We start from the raw sequence: 20,267 nt of genomic DNA, 5'->3' as shown, positions 1-20,267 counted from the left end.
GGCAGAGGATCCGGGCAATGCAGCCCCCGGGTCCTTTTGTGTTTTCCGACCGTTGTTACGGACAGGTGAACAAAAGCTCTCGGGGCGCGAGGGCCGAGGAGGAACCGACGTCATGGACGATCGACCCCGTACGAAGCACGACCGACCGACGAGCGTGGCAGGTGGGACGCGATGAGTTCTCTGCTGCTTCTCACCAACGCCCTGCAGCCGTCGACCGAAGTGCTGCCCGCTCTCGGTCTGCTGCTCCACAACGTGCGGGTGGCCCCCGCCGAGGGCCCGGCCCTGGTGGACACCCCCGGCGCCGACGTGATCCTGGTGGACGGGCGGCGCGACCTGCCGCAGGTGCGCTCGCTCTGCCAGCTGCTGCGCTCCACCGGACCGGGCTGTCCGCTGATCCTGGTCGTCACGGAGGGCGGTCTCGCCGCCGTCACCGCCGACTGGGGCATCGACGACGTACTGCTCGACACGGCGGGGCCGGCCGAGGTGGAGGCGCGGCTGCGCCTGGCCATGGGCCGACAGCAGATCGGCGTGGACGACTCCCCCATGGAGATCCGCAACGGCGACCTGTCGGTCGACGAGGCCACGTACAGCGCCAAGCTGAAGGGCCGGGTCCTGGACCTGACCTTCAAGGAGTTCGAGCTGCTCAAGTACCTCGCCCAGCACCCGGGGCGGGTCTTCACCCGGGCGCAGCTCCTCCAGGAGGTGTGGGGGTACGACTACTTCGGCGGCACCCGAACGGTCGATGTGCACGTACGGAGGCTCCGCGCCAAGCTCGGCCCGGAGCACGAGTCGCTGATCGGCACCGTCCGCAACGTCGGCTACCGCTTCGTGACGCCGGAGAAGGCCGACCGCTCGGCCGACCGCTCGGCCGACCGCTCGGCGGATCGTTCGGGGGAACGGTCCGCGGATCGTTCGGGGGACCGATCGGGGGGCCGTTCCGAAGGGCGCGCGGAGGCGCGCGTCAAGGCGGACACGCGGGAACTCACTCCGGTGGAGGACCGTTAACGTGGCGTATGCCACAGCGCGACCTGCCGGTAGGTAGGTCACCCCGCGTAGACTTCCGCGCGTGGCCAAGGTGACGCGGGATGACGTTGCGCGACTGGCGGGTACTTCTACCGCGGTCGTGAGTTACGTGATCAACAACGGACCCCGGCCGGTCGCCCCGGCCACGCGCGAGCGTGTCCTCGCCGCCATCAAGGAACTGGGCTACCGGCCCGACCGGGTGGCCCAGGCGATGGCCTCGCGGCGCACCGACCTCATAGGCATGATCGTGCCGGACGCCCGGCAGCCCTTCTTCGCGGAGATGGCGCACGCGGTCGAGCAGGCGGCCGCCGAGCGCGGAAAGATGGTCCTGGTCGGCAACTCCGACTACCGCACCGAGCGCGAGATCCACTATCTGCGGGCCTTCCTCGGCATGCGGGTGTCCGGTCTGATCCTGGTCAGCCAGGGCATGAGCGAGCAGGCCGCGAGCGAGATCGAGGCCTGGGACGCGAAGGTCGTGCTGCTGCACGAGCGGCCCGAGGCGATCGACGACGTCGCCGTCGTCACCGACGACATCGGCGGCGCCCAGCTCGCCACCCGTCACCTCCTGGAGCACGGGCACCCGTACGTGGCGTGCATGGGCGGCGTGCCGAACACGCCGGCCGTCGGCGACCCGGTCGCCGACCACGTCGAGGGCTGGCGGCGGGCCATGCTGGAGGCCGGCCGCCCGGTCGAGGGCCGGCTCTTCGAGGCCCCGTACAACCGCTACGACGCGTACAAGATCGCGCTGGAGATCCTGGCCGGGCCGCAGCGGCCGCCGGCCATCTTCTGCTCGACCGACGACCAGGCCCTCGGCGTGCTGCGGGCCGCCCGCGAGCTGCGCATCGACGTGCCGGGGGAGCTGGCGGTGGCCGGCTTCGACGACGTGAAGGAGGCGGCGCTCGCGGATCCGCCGCTGACCACCGTCTACTCCGACCGCCCGGCGATGGCCCGGGCGGCGGTGGATCTGGTGCTCGACGACTCGCTGCGGGTCGCGGGCTCGCGGCGGGAGCGGGTGAAGCAGTTCCCGTCGGCGCTGATCGTGCGCGGCTCCTGCGGCTGCGAGCACTGACCCGGTAAACCCGGACGTGCCTGACCCGTACACGTCGGGTCTTTATTTCGGGCATACAGGCTTCTGTCGGGCTTCTCACCCCGTCCTCAGACGGTTCTCATGTACGGCTCCGAGAGTCGTAGCCATGACGGACGACACGCAGCCCCAGCCGCAGCAGCCCCAGCCGCAGCAGCAGCCGTACTACCCGCCGCGGCCCCCGTACGAGCCGTACACCACGTACACCCAAGCCCCCGCGCCCTCGCCGCGCCGCCGTGCCAAGCGCGGGGTCGGTCTCATGGCCGCCGTGGCCATCGCCGCGGCGGCGGTCGGCGGCGGGACCGCGACCCTCGTCGAGCGCTGGACGGACGGCGGGACCGCGACCGCGTCCGGCGCCGTCAGCGGCACGAACGTCTCCGCGAGCAGCAAGGGCACCGTCGCCGGCGTGGCCCAGGCGGTGTCCCCGTCCATCGTGGAGATCTCGGCGAGCTCGAACTCCGGCAAGTCGACCGGCTCGGGCGTGATCATCACCTCCGACGGCGAGATCGTCACCAACAACCACGTCATCTCCGGCGCCTCGCAGATCAGCGTGCAGCTCAGCGACGGCAAGACGTACACCGCGAAGGTCGTCGGCACCGACCCCGACAAGGACCTCGCGCTGATCAAGCTGCAGGGCGCGTCCGGACTGAAGACCGCCACGCTCGGCGACTCGTCCAAGGTGCGGGTCGGCGACGAGGTCGTGGCCATCGGCTCCCCCGAGGGCCTGACCGGCACCGTCACCAGCGGCATCGTCTCGGCGCTCGACCGCGATGTGACCGTCGCCAAGGAGGACGGCGGCCAGGACGGCGGCCAGGACGGCGGCCAGGGCGACGGTCAGGGCCAGCAGCAGTGGGACCCGCGCCAGGGCTGGCCGTTCGAGTTCGGCGGGCAGCAGTTCAACGGCGACACCGGCTCCTCGAAGACCACGTACAAGGCGATCCAGACCGACGCCTCCCTCAATCCCGGGAATTCCGGCGGCGCGCTGATCAATATGAACGGCGAGATCATCGGCATCAATTCGGCCATGTATTCGCCCAGCTCTTCGAGCGGTTCCACGGCCGGCAGCGTCGGCCTCGGATTCGCGATCCCGGTGAACACCGTCAAGGCCGACCTGGACGCCCTGCGCTCGGGCGGCGACAGCTGATCACGTGGAGCACACGTGGGACGCTGACCCCATGACCGGCCAGCAGAACGATGCACGGAACGATGTTGAACGCATCCTCGTCGTCGACGACGAGCCCGCCGTCCGCGAGGCCCTGCGGCGCTCCCTCGCCTTCGAGGGGTACGGGACCGAGGACGCCGTCGACGGGCTCGACGCGCTCGCCAAACTGGAGTCGTACGACCCCGACCTCGTCGTCCTCGACGTCCAGATGCCCCGCATGGACGGGCTCACCGCCGCCCGCCGGATCCGCGCGTCCGGCTCGACCGTGCCGATCCTGATGCTCACCGCCCGCGACACCGTCGGCGACCGGGTCACCGGCCTCGACGCGGGCGCCGACGACTATCTGGTGAAGCCCTTCGAGCTGGACGAGCTGTTCGCGCGGATCCGCGCCCTGCTGCGGCGCAGCTCGTACGCGGCGCAGCAGGCGGCGGCGACCGCGGGCGCCGTGGCCGAGGACGTCCTCGCCTTCGAGGACCTGCGGATGGACCTGGCGACCCGCGAGGTGACCCGGGCCGGGCGGCCGGTGGAGCTGACCCGTACCGAGTTCACCCTCCTGGAGATGTTCCTGGCGCACCCGCGGCAGGTGCTCACCCGGGAGCAGATCCTCAAGACCGTGTGGGGCTTCGACTTCGAGCCGAGCTCCAACTCCCTGGACGTGTACGTGATGTATCTGCGGCGCAAGACCGAGGCGGGCGGCGAGCCGCGCCTGGTGCACACCGTGCGGGGCGTCGGCTACGTCCTGCGCGGCGGAGGCGCCGAATGACCAGCCCCGTCGCCTGGTTCCGGGCCCGGCCGCTGCGCTCCCGGCTCGCGCTGCTGACCGCGCTCGCGGTGGCGGTCGCGGTCGCCGCGGTGTCGCTGGCCTGCTGGTTCGTGACCCGGGCGCAGCTGGAGCACGAGCTGGACTCGGGGCTGCGCGGCACCAAGGTGGACAACGGCTATCTGACGATGGTGATCGCCGGCTGCCGGACCGGGCGTCAGGCGCCGCCGCTGCCGCCGTACACCGTGCAGCTGGTCTTCACCGACGGCACGGTGTGCACGTCGGGCAAGGCGGCGATCCCGGCGCAGGCCTCGGACGTGGGGGTGGCGCGCCGGCTGCTCGACGACGCCCTGCACACGACGAAGGACGGCGACGGGCGCGAGATGCGCGTCTACACCTACGCGGACCCGTCCCGGCCCGACGCGGCGGTGTCGCTGGCCCGTCCGCTGTCCGAGATCGGCAATTCGATGAACACCCTGGCCTGGGTGCTGTTGCTGGTCTCCGGGATCGGCGTGGTCGGCGCGGGCGCGGCCGGGCTGTGGGTGGCGCGCACCGGGCTCGCGCCGGTGGACCGGCTGACCGGGGCGGTCGAGCACGTGGCGGCGACCGAGGACCTGACGGTGCGGATCCCGGTGGAGGGCGAGGACGAGATCGCCCGCCTCTCGCGCTCGTTCAACGCGATGACGGCGGCGCTCGCGACCTCCCGGGACCGGCAGGCGCAGCTGATCGCGGACGCGGGCCACGAGCTGCGCACGCCGCTGACCTCGCTCCGTACCAACATCGAACTCCTGGCACGCAGCGAGGAGACGGGCCGCGCGCTGCCGCCGGACGACCGACGGGCCCTGATGGCCTCGGTGAAGGCGCAGATGACGGAGCTGGCGGCGCTGATCGGCGACCTGCAGGAGCTGTCCCGGCCGGAGGCGGCGGCGCTCGGACCCCTGGAGGTCGTACCGCTGCACACGGTGCTGCGGTCGGCGCTCGACCGGGCCCGGCTGCGCGGTCCTGAGCTGCGCTTCGAGACGGATCTGGCGCCCTGGTACGTACGGGCGGAGCCGGCGGCGCTCGAGCGCGCCCTGGTGAACGTCCTGGACAACGCGGTGAAGTTCTCGCCGCCGCGCGGCACGGTCGAGGTGCGGCTGATGCGCGGCGAGCTGACCGTGCGGGACCACGGTCCTGGCATTCCGGCGGACGAGCTGCCGCATGTCTTCGACCGCTTCTGGCGCTCGCCGTCGGCGCGCAGCCTGCCGGGTTCCGGTCTCGGCCTGTCCATCGTGGCCCGTACGGTCGGGCAGGCGGGCGGCTCGGTCGCGCTGGCCCCGGCGGCGGACGGGGGCGGCGGGACGGTGGCGACGGTGCGGCTGCCGGGGGCGCCGACACCGCCGCCGGCGGCTGGGGACTCAGTTGTGGCGGATGAGGGACTCGACGAGTCCTGAGCGGGTGTTGGGGTAGTCCATCGGGACGATCCCGAGGCCCTTCCAGCCGGCGCCCTCGCCGTCGATGAGGGAGTGCACCTGCGGGTTGAGCCGGTCGGCGTTCCAGCGGGGCGGGAGGCCGGCGGCGGTGGAGACGAAGTTGACGTAGAAGGGGCCGGGCCGGCCGGCCGCCTCGCGGAACTGGTCACGGATCTTGGGCCACTTGGCGAACGGCTCGGCCTGGTAGTCGTCCTGCACGTCGAAGTACCGTCCGTCGGCCCAGCGCAGCCCCGGCAGGCCCGCGTTGTCGGCGAGCAGCACGACCTTGCCGCGGGCCTCGCCGAGGGTGGGCACGCCGTCGCCGATGCGGAACAGCGGGCGCCAGCCGCGGTTGTCGAGGTAGTCGTCGAAGATCGCCCGGAAGGTGGCGTCGGAGTCGGTCGAGTACTCCTGCTTGACCCGCATCAGGACGGTCTCGGAGGGGTGTGCGGCGAGGAAGTTCCAGCAGGCCACGAGGACGTCGCCGAACATCATGTTCTGGTAGAAGGACCCGTGGTGGATGGCGAACGAGCCGCCGGTGACCCGGCAGCGGATGTCCAGGAAGCGGATGCCGCTGTCCAGTTGCTGGGCGATGGTGGTGTTCTGGCACTCGGTCCACAGCCCGCCGTAGCGGGCCCCGGAGTCGTGCGTTCCGGGGATCGTGAGCTTCTGGAGCGGGGTGGGGTCGCCGTAGGCAGCCATCCAGTCCTGCGTCCCGAGGGCGGTGGCCGCCCGGGCGGAGGGGGTGCCCACGAGGAGTGCGGCACCGGCTGCGGCGGCGCCCGCGAGAAAGCGTCGTCGGTCCATGGCGGCACTATGACAGCGCTTGACGTGCCCCTGCCAGAGTCGTGCGCCGGGTGATTACCGCCGGGTACGCGGGTACGCCGAAGGGCGGCGCCCGCCACGCGGACACCGCCCCTCTGACTGCTGCAATGACTACTTCACGATCGTGATCCGGCCCAGCGCCGGCGGCGCCAGCGGGGCGCTCGCCGAGGAGTGGGCGGTCATGTAGGCGACGAGCACGTCCAGGTCGGAGGCGCCGACCAGCTTGTTCTTGTGCTCCTTCAGCACGGGGAAGCCGTCGCTGCCGGCCGCCAGGAACTCGTTCATCGCGACCCGGTAGGTCTTCGCCGGGTCGATCGCCTCGCCGTTCAGCTTCACCGAGTCGACCACGATCCGGTCCGCGCCGGTCTTGGTCGTGTCCAGGGTGTACGTGAAGCCCTTCGACACCTGCAGGTACTTCGGGGCGGCCAGGTTCGCGCCGCTGACCTGCTGCTGCAGCGTGGTGATCAGCTGGGCGCCGGTCAGGTCGACCGTCGTCATCATGTTGGTGAACGGCTGGACGGCGTACGCCTCGGCGTAGGTCACCACGCCGTCGCCCTCACCACCGGACTGCGCGTAGGTCAGCGGCATGCGGATGCCACCCGGGTTCATCAGCGCGAGCTGCGCGCCGCCCTTGTCCGCCGGGGCCATGGCCTCCAGCTGCGCGTCGGCGATCAGGTTGCCGGCCGGCCGCTCGACGTCGGCGAACGGCTTCTTGGGGTCCGGGAGCGGGTTCTCGATGTCGGCCGAGATGTGACCCACCGCACGGTTCGCGACCGGCGCGGACAGCGTCTTGTAGCGGCTGATCAGGTCGGTCATGTCCTTCGCCGGGGTCACGTCACGGGTGACGACGTGGTTCGCGGAGGCGACGGCGGTGCGGACGATGTCCTTCGTACGCCGGTCGTAGGTCAGCGTCGTGTCGGTGTACAGCCGGCCGAAGGAGGCCGCCGAGGTGACGGTGCGCGGCTTGCCGGACGGGTCCGGGATGGTGCACGCGTACGACTGGTGGGTGTGGCCGGTGACCAGGGCGTCGACCTGCGGGGTGACGTTCTTGGCGATGTCCACGATCGGGCCGGAGATGCCGGCGCCCGCGCCCGGGGTGTCGCAGTCGTAGTTGTACGCGCCGGAGGCCGGCATGCCGCCCTCGTGGAGCAGCGCGACGATCGACTTCACGCCCTTGCGCTCCAGCACCTTGGCGTACTTGTTGATCGTCTCGACCTCGTCGCCGAACTTCAGGCCCTTGATGCCGTCGGCGTTCACGATGTCCGCCGTGCCCTCCAGGGTCACGCCGATGAAGCCGATCTTGATGCCGTCGCGCTCCCAGATGTAGTACGGGTCCAGCATCGGACGGCCGGTCTTCTCGTCCGTCACGTTCGCCGCGAGGTACGGGAAGTGCGCGCCGGAGAAGGTCCTGCCCTCCTCGTAGCAGCCCTCGACCGGGTGACAGCCGCCGTTCTGCAGACGGGCGAGCTCGCGCCCGCCCTCGTCGAACTCGTGGTTGCCGACGGAGGTGACGTCGAGCTTCAGCTTGTTCAGCGCCTCGACGGTCGGCTCGTCGTGGAAGAGGCCGGAGACCAGCGGCGAGGCGCCGATCATGTCGCCCGCGGCCGCGGTGATGGAGTAACGGTTCCCCTGACGGGCCTGGCGCAGGTGCGTGGCGAGGTACTCGACGCCGCCGACGCCCTCGATGGTCTTGGTGGTGCCGTCCTCGTTCAGCTGCGTGAGGCGGCCCGAGGAGCCGGTCGGCGGCTCCAGGTTGCCGTGGAGGTCGTTGAAGGAGAGGAGCTGGACGTCGACCATCCGCCCCCAGCCCTTGCCGTTGCCGTACCCGGCGTCCGCGGCGCGGTCCTGCGAGGCGCCGGCCGGCATCGCCGCCACGAGCGCGCCGACGGTGGCGAGTCCCGCCCCGAGGGCGAGGATGCGCCGCCCCGCCTTGTTCTTCTTCCGTGTCGCTGCCATTTCTCCCCAGTTCCCTGAACGACTCCGGTGTTGCCCGCGCAGCCTAGGGTCAACGCGCGTAGCGCAACAGGGGGGTGCGGGTTACGAGCTGGTTGACTTTGCTCACTTCTCCGCTGAATCCGCTCACGTCTCCCCGACCCCGGCCCTCCCCACCTGACAGTCTCCGGGTGATCTCCCACGGGGTCGGACGGCACAGCCGTAGGCTCGGAGGCATGACTTCCGACGCGGCGCCGGCCCTCGAACCCGGACGGCAGATCAAGAGTTACGAAGAGCTGAGCCCCGAGCAGATCAGTGATGTCCTCGACCTCCTCGAGGCCGCCGACCGCGCCGACGGCGTGCACGCCGTGTCGGAGCAGGGGCGGCTGTATCTGCGGCACGGGCGGCGGGAGGGCGTACGGCACTTCCTCCTGACGGTCGGCCCGCATCTGTACGGCTACGCCCAGCTGGAGGAGACCGACCCGGTGGAGGCGCCGGCGGCGGAGCTGGTGGTGCATCCGGCGCACCGGGGCCGCGGGCACGGCCGGGCGCTCGGCACCGCGCTGCTCGACGCGTCCGGGAAGCGGCTGCGGGTCTGGGCGCACGGCGGCAAGTCGGCGGCCCGGCACCTCGCGCAGGTGCTCGGCCTGACCCTGTTCCGCGAACTGCGCCAGCTGCGCCGGGCGCTGGTGCCGCTGGACATCCCGGAGCCGGTGCTGCCCGAGGGCGTGACGGTGCGCACCTTCGTACCGGGTCAGGACGACGCGGCCTGGCTCGCGGTGAACGCGGCGGCCTTCGCCCACCACCCCGAGCAGGGGTCGCTGACCCAGCGGGACCTGGACGACCGGATCGCGGAGCCGTGGTTCGACCCGAAGGGGTTCTTCCTCGCGGAGCGCGAGGGGCGGCTGGTCGGCTTCCACTGGACGAAGGTGCACGCCGAGGAGCAGCTGGGCGAGGTGTACGTGGTGGGCGTGCTGCCCGGCGCGCAGGGCGGCGGCCTGGGCAAGGCGCTGACGGCGATCGGCCTGCGGCATCTGGCGGCGGAGACGCTGCCGACGGCGATGCTGTACGTGGACGCCGACAACACGGCGGCGGTGCGGGTGTACGAGGGCCTGGGCTTCCGGACCCACGAGGTGGACCTGATGTACCGCACGGAGTCCTGAGACCCCGTCAGTAGGGCGGAGCGAGGGGGCGGTTGACACCGCCCCCTTCTTTGCACCACCCTTTCACTACTTGATTAGTGAAAGGGTGGTGCAAGCGCACGTGCTCGCCTACCGGATCGACCGCCGCAGCGGGGTCGCCACCTATCTCCAGATCGTCCAGCAGACCAAACAGGCCCTCCGCATGGGCCTGTTGGAGCCCGGCGACCGGCTGCCGACCGCCCGCGAGGTCGTCGAGGCCACCGCCGTGAACCCGAACACGGTCCTCAAGGCCTACCGGGAGCTGGAACGCGAAGGCCTGGTCGAGGCCCGCCGCGGCCTCGGCACCTTCGTCCGCGCCACCCTCGGCACTCTCGGCACCCTCGCCACCGGCCCCGCCGACTCGCCGCTGCGCGGCGAACTCGCCGCGTGGGCGCGACGGGCGCGCGAGGCGGGCCTGGAGCGGGACGACGTGGCCGCGCTCTTCACATCCGTACTGAACGAACTCTTCGAGGGGGACATATGAGTGAGGACATCGCGCTGAGGGCGGAGGGCATCGGCGTACGGTACGGAGGCCGGGCCCGGTCCTGGGCGCTCCGCGGCTGCCACCTCGCCCTCCCCGCCGGCCGCGTCTGCGCCCTGGTCGGCCCCAACGGCGCCGGCAAGTCCACCCTCCTCGCCCTCACGGCGGGCCTGCTCCGCCCCACCGAGGGCACGATCACGGCCCCGCCCCGCGAGAAGCTGGCGTACGTGGCGCAGGACAAGCCGCTGCACCCCCGGCTGTCCGTCGCGGACACCCTGCGGATGGGCCGCGAGCTGAACCCGGGCCGCTGGGACGAGGCCGCCGCCCGCCGGGTCGTCGACGGCGGCGGCTTCTCCTCCGACACGCTCGTGCGCCGCCTCTCCGGCGGTCAGCGCACCCGGGTCGCCCTCGCCCTGGCCCTCGGCAAGCGCCCCGAACTCCTCCTGCTCGACGAGCCGATGGCGGACCTGGACCCGCTGGCCCGGCACCAGCTGATGGGCCTGCTCCTGGCCGACGCCGCCGAACACGGCACCACCGTCGTCATGTCCTCGCACATCCTCACCGAGCTGGAGGGCGCCTGCGACCACCTCCTGCTGCTCGACGGCGGCCGGGTCCGCCTCGACGGGGCGGTCGACGAACTCCTCGCCGCCCACACCCTGCTCACCGGCCCGATCGGCGACCTCGCCCCGCACACGGTCGTCGAGTCCCGCACCACGGGCCGCCAGCTCACCGCGCTGATCCGCCCCGCGGGCCCGGTCGAAGGACCGTGGGAAACCAGCGAACCCTCCCTGGAGGACCTCCTCCTCGCCCACCTCCGCACCACCGAAGGAGCCGCCGCGTGAGCGCTCTCGCCCTCAAGGGCCCGTACTGGGTGACGGTCCGCCAGTACCGCCGTACCCTCTGGGCCGCCGGCGCCCTCGCCCTGCTCGCCCTCGCCGTGGTCGGCGGCCTGCGGATCTGGGACGGACAGACCCCCGACCGGGTGCTGCCGGACGGCAGCCGGTGGCCCGCCGACGAGAGCCGCGGCTACGAGACGCTGCGCATCGCCATGGACTACGCGGGCATGGGCACGATCCTGCTGCCGCTGTTCGTGGGCGCCTTCGTCGCGGGCCCGCTGATCGCCCGCGAGTTCGAGTCCGGGACGTACCGGCTCTCCCTCACCCAGTCGACCGCCCCGGCGGCCTGGCTCCGCGCCAAGGTCCTCACCGCCACGGGCGCCGCCACCGGCCTCACCCTCGCCCTGATGGGCGTCTTCCGGATCGGCTGGAGCCGCGTCGCGGGCACGTACCAGCTCAACTGGGCCGACCGCGGCCCGTACGAGGCGACGGGCGTCGTCCTCCTCGCATACGTCCTCGCGGCCGTCGCCGTCGGCACCCTCGTCGGCCTGCTCGTCCGGCGCACCCTCGTCGCCATGGCGGCGACCGGCCTGGTCATGGGCGTGGTCACGCTGGTCCTCGGCAACCTGCGCTGGAGCTGGCTCGGCGTCGGGACGGTCACCGGCCCCATGAACATGCGGACCGGCCCCCTCCTCGTCCCGGGCAACGGCCTCATGATGGACACGGGTCTGCTCACCGCCGAAGGACGCCGCATCGAGGAGTGGTCCTGCCACGACCTGGGGAACAGCCCCGCCGAGTGCCTGGCCGCCAAGAACGTCACCGGCCAGTACGTCGACTACCACCCGTACTCCCACTACTGGCCCACCCAGCTCATCGAGGGCGGCATCCTCCTCGCCCTCGCCGCCCTCGCGGCCTTCGCCGCCTTCCGGGTCCTGCGCGCCCGGCTTCCGTAGGAACGCCAGCGGCGGGGCCCCGACCCGGCCCCGCCCCCGATTCCCTCACGTCACGTCCCCGTTACCAACCATTCAGACGCGCTTGCGACGCTCACGCAATGAAGCGCTCCGTGCCCGCCCACCCGAGGGGCAGACTTCCCAAAGGAAGACTCCCTTCCCCCACGGCCCGCTCCGACGCGCCCGACCAGCCCTTCGCGCGGAAGAATGGGGCCATGAGCCAGCAGCCCGCCGAGGTCCCGGTCCAGTCGTCCACCCCGTCGTCCGCCAAGACGTCCACGAAGACGACCGCGAAGACGCCTGCCAAGTCGCCCGTGAAGACGCCTGCGAAGACGCCCGCGAAGGCGTCCGGCAAGACGCCCGTCACGGCGCCCGACAAGGCCGCGAAGCCCGAGATGCAGCCCTCCCTCGGCTCCATAGCCGCACACCGGCCGCACGCCGTCAACGGCGCCGCCGTGAGCGACCTCGCGCCCGACCTGGACGCCGACCTCGACGCGTACGAGGAGGACGGCTCCGGGGGCGAACTGCCGCAGGGCCGGTTCCTGGACCGGGAGCGCAGCTGGCTTGCCTTCAACGAGCGGGTCCTGGAGCTCGCCGAGGACCCGAACACCCCGCTCCTGGAGCGGGCCAACTTCCTCGCGATCTTCGCGTCGAACCTCGACGAGTTCTTCATGGTCCGGGTCGCCGGCCTCAAGCGCCGCATCGCCACCGGCGTCGCCACCCGCTCCGCCTCCGGCCTGCAGCCCCGCGAGGTGCTCGACCTCATCTGGACCCGCTCGCGCGAGCTCATGGCCCGGCACGCCGCCTGCTACCAGCAGGACGTCGCCCCCGCCCTCGCCGACGAGGGCATCCACCTGATCCGCTGGCCCGAGCTCACCGAGAAGGAGCAGGCGCGCCTCTTCACCCTGTTCCGCCAGCAGATCTTCCCGGTCCTCACCCCGCTGGCCGTCGACCCGGCGCACCCCTTCCCGTACATCTCCGGGCTCTCCCTCAACCTCGCCGTCGTCGTGCGCAACCCGGTCAGCGGGCACCGCCACTTCGCCCGCGTCAAGGTGCCGCCGCTGCTCTCCCGCTTCCTGGAGGCCTCCCCCGAGCGCTACGTCCCCCTGGAGGACGTCATCGCCGCGCACCTGGAGGAGCTGTTCCCGGGCATGGAGGTGCTGGCCCACCACATGTTCCGGGTGACCAGGAACGAGGACCTGGAGGTCGAGGAGGACGACGCCGAGAACCTGCTCCAGGCCCTGGAGAAGGAGCTCATGCGGCGCCGCTTCGGCCCGCCGGTGCGCCTGGAGGTCGAGGAGTCCATCGACCCGTACGTGCTCGACCTGCTCGTCCGCGAGCTGAAGATCTCCGACGCCGAGGTCTACCCGCTGCCCGGCCCGCTCGACCTCACCGGCCTCTTCGGCATCGCGTCCCTGGACCGGCCCGAGCTGAAGTACCCGAAGTTCGTCGCCGGCACCCACCGCGACCTCGCCGAGGTCGAGTCGGCGTCCGCGCCCGACATCTTCGCCGCGGTGCGCGAGCGCGACGTGCTGCTCCACCACCCGTACGACTCCTTCTCCACCTCCGTCCAGGCCTTCCTGGAGCAGGCGGCGGCCGACCCGGACGTCCTCGCGATCAAGCAGACGCTGTACCGGACCTCCGGCGACTCGCCGATAGTCGACGCCCTCATCGACGCCGCCGAGTCCGGCAAGCAGGTCCTCGTCCTGGTCGAGATCAAGGCCCGCTTCGACGAGCAGGCCAACATCAAGTGGGCCCGCAAGCTGGAGGAGTCCGGCTGCCACGTGGTCTACGGCCTGGTCGGCCTGAAGACCCACTGCAAGCTCTCCCTGGTGGTACGCCAGGAGGGCGAGACGCTGCGCCGCTACAGCCACGTCGGCACCGGCAACTACCACCCCAAGACCGCCCGCCTCTACGAGGACCTCGGGCTGCTCACCGCCGACCCGCAGGTCGGCGCGGACCTCTCCGACCTCTTCAACCGGCTCTCCGGCTACTCCCGCCGCGAGACCTACCGGCGCCTGCTCACCGCGCCCAAGTCGCTCCGCGACGGCCTGGTCTCGCGGATCAACAAGGAGGTCGCCCACCACCGGGCCGGCCGGCCCGCGTACGTGAAGATCAAGGTCAACTCGATGGTCGACGAGGCCGTCATCGACGCCTGCTACCGCGCCTCCCAGGCCGGTGTGCCGGTGGACGTCTGGGTCCGCGGCATCTGCGCCGTGCGCCCCGGCGTCGAGGGCCTGTCCGAGAACATCCGGGTCCGCTCGATCCTCGGCCGCTTCCTGGAGCACTCCCGGGTCTTCGCCTTCGGCAACGGCGGCGAGCCCGAGGTGTGGATCGGCAGCGCCGACATGATGCACCGCAACCTGGACCGCCGCATCGAGGCCCTGGTCCGGGTCACCGACCCCGCCCACCGGGCCGCCCTGACCCGGCTCCTGGAGACCGGGATGTCCGACACCACCTCCTCCTGGCACCTGGGCCCGGACGGGAACTGGACGCGGCACGCGACCGACCCCGAGGGCCAGCCGCTCCGGCACGTCCAGGAGATGCTCATCGACGCGCGGAGGCGCCGGCGTGCACAACCCTGACATCACCTCGGCGGCGATCGCGCCGGACACCGGCGCGTCCGGGTCCCGGTCCGGGTCTCGGTCCGGGTCTCGGTCCGGGTCCGGGTCCGGGTCCGGGTCCGGGTCCGCGGCCCCGGCCGCGACCTCGCCCGAGGTCTACGTGCCCGAGGTCTCCGCGGGCGAGCTCTCCGCCGGCGAGGTGCTCGCCCCCTATCTGCACGGGCGGGCCGCGGACTTCCTCCGCGGCCTGCGGCTGCACACCGAGAGCGGCGCCGACTCGGCCGGCGCCGAGGAGGCCGCCCGCACCCTGCGGGCGGCCGCCCGCCGGATCAGCGGCACCCTCCACACCTTCCGGCCGCTGCTCGACACCGGCTGGGCCGACCAGCTCCGCGCCGAGCTGGCCTGGCTCTCCGGCACCCTCGCCCTGGAGCACGCCTGCACCGCCCGGCTCGTCCGCCTGATGGACGCGCTGTCCCGGCTGTCGAGCGACGGACCCGTGCCCGCCCCGCGCACCGCGGACAGCGCCGCCCGCGGCCTGGCCGTCGGCGCCGCCCGGGCCGGCGCCCTGCTCGAACGGCAGCTGACCCTCGCCCGGACCCGCGCCCACTCCGCCGCCCTCCAGGCCCTGGGCTCCTCCCGCTTCCACGCCGTCGCCGACGCCGTCGCCCTGCTCGCCTCCGAGGTGCCGTTCGGTCCCGCCGGCGCCGCCCGCGCCGCCGAGGTGCTCCAGGCGCCCGCGAGCGTCGTCGAACACCGGCTGCTCGACGCGATCGGCGCCCTGCCGCTGGCCCGCGCCGCCCACCCGTACAACGCCGAGGCCCTCGCGCTCGCCGCCGGCGAGGCCCAGGACACCCCCTGGCACCAGACCCGCGGCCTGCTGCGGCTGCACCGCTACGCCGGCGAGGTGCTGCGCGGCACCGATCCCGACCCGGTGCTGTACGAGGCGGCCCGCGCCCTGGACCGGCACAGGGACGCCGCCGAAGCCGCCGCCGCCGCGGCCGCCGCCGCCCGCACCCCCCGGATCGCCCCGGCCACCGCGTACGCCCTCGGGGTCCTCCACGCCGACCAGCGCCACGAGGTCGAGGCCGCCCGCTTCGCCTTCCAGCGCGCCTGGACCCGCGCCACGGCGGCGGTGCCGTGATCCTGGCGGCGGGCTGCGTCCTGTGGCGCCGGGCCAAGCCGGGCGAGGGCATCGAGATCGCGCTCGTCCACCGGCCGAAATACGACGACTGGTCGCACCCGAAGGGCAAGCTCAAGCGCGGCGAGACCCTGGCCGCCTGCGCGGTGCGCGAGGTCGAGGAGGAGACCGGCCAGAGCTGCGAGCTGGGCGCCCGGCTGCCCTCCGTGCAGTACCTCGCGCAGGGCCGGCCCAAGGAGGTCCACTACTGGGCGGCCCGCGCCCTCGGCGGCACCTTCACGCCCGGCCGCGAGGTCGACGCCCTGCTCTGGCTGCCCCCGGCCGCGGCCCGCGCCCGGCTCAGCCAGGCCCGCGACCGCGAGCTCCTGGACGCCCTCCTCGCGACGACCGCCAGCCGGCCCTCGTAACCCGCGCCACGCCACACCCCCGGCCCGGGCGACCAGACCTCGGCGACCGCACCCGAGCGACCACACCCGGGCTTACGGCATGGTTCACCTCCCGTTCACTCTCCTCCGTCGACCGCTTCACCTGTTCTGCCTAATTTCGGTCGTACACGGTGCGGAACCCAGTGATGCACCGACCACCCCGACACGCGCCGCCGTACAACGTTCAGGACGCCACGGTCCACGGCAGGCGACTTCTGGAAGGAACAGCCGAAAGTGAAGCTTTCGCGTAAGAACGGGCTTCGCGCCTCCGCGATCGGTGCCCTCGTCGTCTCCGGCGCGCTCGTCCTCTCGGCGTGTGGTTCGGACAACAACAACGAGCCCACCAAGGACGGCGGCAAGACCTCGGCCGCCGCGTCGAACATCAAGTGCGACGGCGCCAAGGGCCAGCTGCTCGCGGCCGGTTCCAGCGCGCAGAAGAACGCCATGGACCTGTGGGTGAAGAACTTCCAGGCCGCCTGCTCCGGCGTCGAGATCAACTACCAGCCGATCGGTTCCGGCGGCGGCATCACCAAGTTCAACCAGGGCCAGGTCGCCATGGCCGGCTCCGACTCCGCCCTGAAGGACGAAGAGGTCGCCGAGTCGCAGAAGATCTGCAAGGGCGGCAAGGGCGTCAACCTCCCGATGGTCGGCGGCCCGATCGCCATCGGCTACAAGCTGGACGGCGTGGACAACCTGGTCCTGGACGCCCCCACCCTGGCCAAGATCTTCGACAACAAGATCACCAAGTGGAACGACGCGGCGATCGCCAAGCTGAACCCGGGCGCCAAGCTCCCCGACTCCACCATCCAGGCCTTCCACCGCTCCGACGAGTCGGGCACCACCCAGAACCTGGGCAAGTACCTCTCGACCGCCGCCGCGGCCGACTGGAAGTACGACCCGAAGTCGAAGTCGTGGCCGGCGCAGGGTGGCCAGGCCGCCAACGGCTCCTCCGGCGTCGCCACCGCGGTCAAGGACGCCGAGGGCTCCATCGGCTACTTCGAGCTCTCCTACGCGACCGCCAACAAGATCAGCACGGTCAGCATCAACACCGGCGCCTCCGCCCCGGTCGCCGCCACCGCCGAGAACGCCTCCAAGGCCATCGGCGCCGCGAAGATCAAGGGCACCGGCAGCGACCTGGCGCTCTCCCTCGACTACGCCACCAAGGCCGAGGGCGCCTACCCGATCACCCTCGTCACGTACGAGATCGCCTGCGACAAGGGCAACAAGGCCGAGACCCTCTCGACCCTGAAGGCGTTCCTGAACTACACCGTCAGCGAGGAGGGCCAGAAGGTCCTGCCCGCCGCCGGCTACGCGCCGCTCCCGGCCGAGATCGCGGCCAAGGTCCGCGAGATCGTCCCCACCCTGTCCTGACCCCGACCGGGGACGGCCCCTCATCTCCCGTAGGGGGGCCGTCCCCGGCATCCGGTGCACCGCCGCCAGGGGACCGGACCGTACGCACGCGCCGCAGCTCGCTCGCTCGCTCGCGCGCCGTCCGTACCGGCCCCCGCAGACCGGAGAAACTCAGATGGCTTCCACCACACCAGACATACAAAGGAGCCGGCGCGCCAAGAGCGCGACCCGCCCCGGGGACCGCGTCTTCAGCGGCCTGTCCCGCGGCTCCGGCATCACCCTCCTCGTGATCATGGCCGCGATCGCGGTCTTCCTCACCTACCGCGCCGTCCTCGCGATCTCCGACGACAGCACGAACTTCTTCACCACCTTCGAGTGGAACCCGGCCGGCGACCCGCCGGTCTTCGGCATCGCCGTCCTCGCCTTCGGCACGATCGTCTCCTCGATCATCGCGATGCTCATCGCCGTGCCGGTCGCCATCGGCATCGCGCTCTTCATCTCGCACTACGCCCCGCGCAAGCTGGCCAAGCCGCTCGCGTACGTGGTCGACCTGCTCGCCGCCGTGCCCAGCATCATCTACGGCCTCTGGGGCGCGATCTTCCTGGTGCCGTACCTGGACGGCCTGAACCAGTGGCTCGACCAGTACCTGGGCTGGACGTACATCTTCGACAAGTCCAGCGACGGCGTCGCCCGCAACATGTTCACCGTCGGCATCCTGCTGGCGATCATGATCCTCCCGATCATCACCAACGTGACCCGCGAGGTCTTCCTCCAGGTCCCGCGGATGCACGAGGAGGCCGCACTGGCCCTCGGCGCCACCCGCTGGGAGGTCATCCGCATGTCGGTGCTGCCCTTCGGCCGCTCCGGCATCATCTCCGCCTCGATGCTCGGCCTGGGCCGCGCCCTCGGCGAGACGATGGCCGTCGCCGTCGTCCTCTCCCCCAGCTTCCTGCTCTCGGGCCACCTGCTCGACCCGGGCGGCGGCACCTTCGCCCAGAACATCGCCGCGAAGTTCAACGAGGCCAACGAGTACGGCCGCGACGCCCTGATCGCCTCCGGCCTCGTCCTCTTCGTCATCACCCTGCTGGTCAACGGCGCCGCCCGCATGATCATCGCGCGCCGCAAGGAGTACTCGGGGGCGAACGCATGAGCCACGCCGTACAGGACCGTCCGGTGGCCGTCGCCCCGCGCCGCCCGCTCGCCCACGCCCACCTCCCGCGCTGGACCCCCGCCGCGATCGCCGTCGGCTCCATCGCCGCGGGCATCGGCATCGGCCTCGGCGCCGGCTGGCACAGCAAGGTTCAGTGGGGCCTGATCGCCGCGCTGATCTTCGTCCTCGCCACCTTCGCCATCACCACCAAGGTCGAGGGCGCCCGCCAGGCCAAGGACCGGGTCGCGACCAGCCTCGTCTGGGTCTGCTTCGTCCTCGCCGTCGTCCCGCTGCTCTCCCTCGCCTGGGTCACGATCAGCAAGGGCATCGAGGTCCTCGACCCGTACTTCCTCAGCCACTCCATGAACGGCGTCCTCGACGCCGAGGCCGGCGGCGGTGTCTACCACGCCCTGCTCGGCACCATCGAGCAGGTCGGCATCGCGACCCTGATCGCCGCCCCGATCGGCCTGCTCACCGCGGTCTACCTCGTCGAGTACGGCGGCGGGAAGCTCGCCTCCGCCGTCACCTTCTTCGTCGACGTCATGACGGGTATCCCGTCGATCGTCGCGGGCCTCTTCGTCCTCGCCACCTGGAACCTGATCCTGGGCTTCGGCCCCTCCGGTTTCGCCGGCGCGATGGCCCTCGCGATCCTGATGATGCCGGTCGTGGTCCGCTCCACCGAGGAGATGCTCAAGCTCGTCCCGAACGAGCTGCGCGAGGCCTCCCTCGCCCTCGGCATCCCCAAGTGGCGCACGATCCTGAAGGTGGTCCTGCCCACCGCGATCGGCGGCATCACCACGGGCGTCATGCTCGCGGTCGCCCGCATCACCGGTGAGACGGCCCCCGTACTCCTCCTCGTGTTCGGTACGAAGCTCATCAACCCGAACCCCTTCGAAGGCGCCCAGTCCTCCCTGCCGCTCTACGTGTACGAGCAGTACGCGGTCGGCACCGACGCCGCCGTGGCCCGCGCCTGGGCCGCCGCGCTCGTCCTGATCGCCTTCGTCATGATCCTCAACCTGGTGGCCCGCGGTATCGCCCGCTGGAAGGCCCCGAAGACCGGCCGCTGAGGCCTCGACTTTCGGCTGCCGCCGAGTGGCGGCACCTCTGGATGTGAATTGATATGGCCAAGCGAATCGACGTCAGCGGCCTCTCCGCGTACTACGGCAACCACAAGGCGATCGACGACATCTCGATGACCGTCGAGCCCCGCTCCGTGACGGCCTTCATCGGCCCCTCCGGCTGCGGCAAGTCCACCTTCCTGCGCACCCTGAACCGCATGCACGAGGTCACCCCCGGCGGCCGCGTCGAGGGCAAGGTGATGCTGGACGACGAGAACCTGTACGGCTCCGGGGTCGACCCCGTCGCCGTGCGCCGCACCGTCGGCATGGTCTTCCAGCGCCCGAACCCCTTCCCCACCATGTCGATCTTCGACAACGTGGCGGCGGGCCTGCGGCTCAACGGCTCGTACAAGAAGTCCCAGCTCAGCGACATCGTCGAGCGCTCCCTCAAGGGCGCCAACCTCTGGAACGAGGTCAAGGACCGCCTGAACAAGCCGGGCTCCGGCCTCTCCGGCGGTCAGCAGCAGCGCCTGTGCATCGCCCGCGCCATCGCGGTCGAGCCGGACGTGCTGCTGATGGACGAGCCCTGCTCGGCCCTCGACCCGATCTCGACGCTGGCGATCGAGGACCTCATCGGCGAGCTGAAGGAGCGCTTCACGATCGTCATCGTGACGCACAACATGCAGCAGGCCGCCCGCGTCTCGGACCGCACCGCCTTCTTCAACCTGGCGGCGGTCGGCCAGCCCGGCAAGCTCATCGAGCTGGACGACACCGAGCGCATCTTCTCCAACCCGAGCGTCCAGGCGACCGAGGACTACATCTCCGGCCGCTTCGGATAGCCATATACCCCATGCGGCTCCGCCGCGTGGCGTCGTACGGTGCTGCATGGCGGTGCCG

General features: G+C 71.7%; 18 protein-coding genes. 16 read left to right on the top strand and 2 right to left on the bottom strand.

All coding sequences use genetic code 11. From position 1 onward, the window contains the following. Window positions 1-171: 171 nt before the first annotated feature. From JAO84_RS19455 to JAO84_RS19435, 5 genes are all read left to right on the top strand, one after another. Window positions 172-1,005 (top strand): response regulator transcription factor, encoded by an 834-nt coding sequence (locus JAO84_RS19455; protein WP_370414010.1) that lies wholly within the window; start codon window positions 172-174, stop codon window positions 1,003-1,005. Between the two features lie 61 nt (window positions 1,006-1,066). Then, entirely contained in the window at window positions 1,067-2,092 is a 1,026-nt protein-coding gene (locus JAO84_RS19450; protein WP_370414009.1) for a LacI family DNA-binding transcriptional regulator, read from the top strand. A gap of 124 nt (window positions 2,093-2,216) precedes the next feature. Beyond that, a complete protein-coding gene (locus JAO84_RS19445) occupies window positions 2,217-3,251 on the top strand; it encodes a S1C family serine protease (protein WP_370414008.1) in 1,035 nt (344 codons plus the stop codon). Window positions 3,252-3,282: 31 nt separating this feature from the next. Further along, window positions 3,283-4,032: a response regulator transcription factor gene (locus tag JAO84_RS19440; RefSeq protein ID WP_370414007.1), complete on the top strand. Its 750-nt coding sequence runs from the start codon at window positions 3,283-3,285 to the stop codon at window positions 4,030-4,032. Next, window positions 4,029-5,462, top strand: a complete 1,434-nt coding sequence (locus tag JAO84_RS19435) for an ATP-binding protein (protein WP_370414006.1) — start codon at window positions 4,029-4,031, stop codon at window positions 5,460-5,462. Before JAO84_RS19440 ends, JAO84_RS19435 begins: the two co-directional genes overlap by 4 nt. On the opposite strand, the gene JAO84_RS19430 is transcribed toward JAO84_RS19435, so the two are convergent. Together JAO84_RS19430 and JAO84_RS19425 are read right to left on the bottom strand one after the other, a co-directional pair. Further along, entirely contained in the window at window positions 5,427-6,287 is an 861-nt protein-coding gene (locus JAO84_RS19430; RefSeq protein ID WP_370414005.1) for a phosphatidylinositol-specific phospholipase C, read from the bottom strand. The two genes, JAO84_RS19435 and JAO84_RS19430, sit on opposite strands and share 36 nt — an antisense overlap. 129 nt (window positions 6,288-6,416) lie before the next feature. Further along, window positions 6,417-8,261, bottom strand: coding sequence for a bifunctional UDP-sugar hydrolase/5'-nucleotidase (locus tag JAO84_RS19425; RefSeq protein WP_370414004.1), 1,845 nt, complete (start codon window positions 8,259-8,261; stop codon window positions 6,417-6,419). Between the two features lie 212 nt (window positions 8,262-8,473). Here JAO84_RS19425 and mshD point away from each other — a divergent pair, with 212 nt between their 5' ends. The 11 genes from mshD (at window position 8,474) to pstB (ending at window position 20,209) form a co-directional block, all read left to right on the top strand. Further along, entirely contained in the window at window positions 8,474-9,400 is a 927-nt protein-coding gene (mshD, locus tag JAO84_RS19420; RefSeq protein WP_265867448.1) for a mycothiol synthase, read from the top strand. Window positions 9,401-9,500: 100 nt separating this feature from the next. After that, window positions 9,501-9,902: a GntR family transcriptional regulator gene (locus tag JAO84_RS19415; RefSeq protein ID WP_370416810.1), complete on the top strand. Its 402-nt coding sequence runs from the start codon at window positions 9,501-9,503 to the stop codon at window positions 9,900-9,902. Then, the gene (locus JAO84_RS19410; RefSeq protein ID WP_370414003.1) at window positions 9,899-10,741 is read left to right on the top strand and encodes an ATP-binding cassette domain-containing protein; all 843 of its coding nucleotides are present in this window, start codon (window positions 9,899-9,901) and stop codon (window positions 10,739-10,741) included. Before JAO84_RS19415 ends, JAO84_RS19410 begins: the two co-directional genes overlap by 4 nt. Continuing rightward, entirely contained in the window at window positions 10,738-11,688 is a 951-nt protein-coding gene (locus JAO84_RS19405) for an ABC transporter permease (RefSeq protein ID WP_370414002.1), read from the top strand. Before JAO84_RS19410 ends, JAO84_RS19405 begins: the two co-directional genes overlap by 4 nt. Before the next feature lie 212 nt (window positions 11,689-11,900). Continuing rightward, the gene (locus JAO84_RS19400; RefSeq protein WP_370414001.1) at window positions 11,901-14,270 is read left to right on the top strand and encodes an RNA degradosome polyphosphate kinase; all 2,370 of its coding nucleotides are present in this window, start codon (window positions 11,901-11,903) and stop codon (window positions 14,268-14,270) included. Between the two features lie 139 nt (window positions 14,271-14,409). Then, a complete protein-coding gene (locus JAO84_RS19395; RefSeq protein ID WP_370414000.1) occupies window positions 14,410-15,390 on the top strand; it encodes a CHAD domain-containing protein in 981 nt (326 codons plus the stop codon). Beyond that, window positions 15,387-15,794: an NUDIX hydrolase gene (locus JAO84_RS19390; RefSeq protein WP_370413999.1), complete on the top strand. Its 408-nt coding sequence runs from the start codon at window positions 15,387-15,389 to the stop codon at window positions 15,792-15,794. Before JAO84_RS19395 ends, JAO84_RS19390 begins: the two co-directional genes overlap by 4 nt. 252 nt (window positions 15,795-16,046) lie before the next feature. Continuing rightward, entirely contained in the window at window positions 16,047-17,183 is a 1,137-nt protein-coding gene (gene pstS / locus JAO84_RS19385; RefSeq protein ID WP_265867454.1) for a phosphate ABC transporter substrate-binding protein PstS, read from the top strand. Window positions 17,184-17,337: 154 nt separating this feature from the next. Then, entirely contained in the window at window positions 17,338-18,312 is a 975-nt protein-coding gene (pstC, locus tag JAO84_RS19380) for a phosphate ABC transporter permease subunit PstC (RefSeq protein ID WP_370413998.1), read from the top strand. Beyond that, the gene (gene pstA / locus JAO84_RS19375; RefSeq protein WP_265867456.1) at window positions 18,309-19,379 is read left to right on the top strand and encodes a phosphate ABC transporter permease PstA; all 1,071 of its coding nucleotides are present in this window, start codon (window positions 18,309-18,311) and stop codon (window positions 19,377-19,379) included. Before pstC ends, pstA begins: the two co-directional genes overlap by 4 nt. A 53-nt stretch (window positions 19,380-19,432) precedes the next feature. Beyond that, window positions 19,433-20,209 carry a phosphate ABC transporter ATP-binding protein PstB gene (gene pstB, locus JAO84_RS19370; protein ID WP_265867457.1) on the top strand — a complete coding sequence of 259 codons (777 nt, stop codon included), beginning with the start codon at window positions 19,433-19,435 and terminating at the stop codon, window positions 20,207-20,209. The last annotated feature ends 58 nt before the right edge of the window (window positions 20,210-20,267 follow it).

This window comes from Streptomyces fradiae, from assembly GCF_041270065.1.
Classification (GTDB): Bacteria; Actinomycetota; Actinomycetes; order Streptomycetales; family Streptomycetaceae; genus Streptomyces.
Note: the sequence above shows the minus strand (reverse complement) of the source record. Positions and strands in the feature narration are given on the sequence as shown.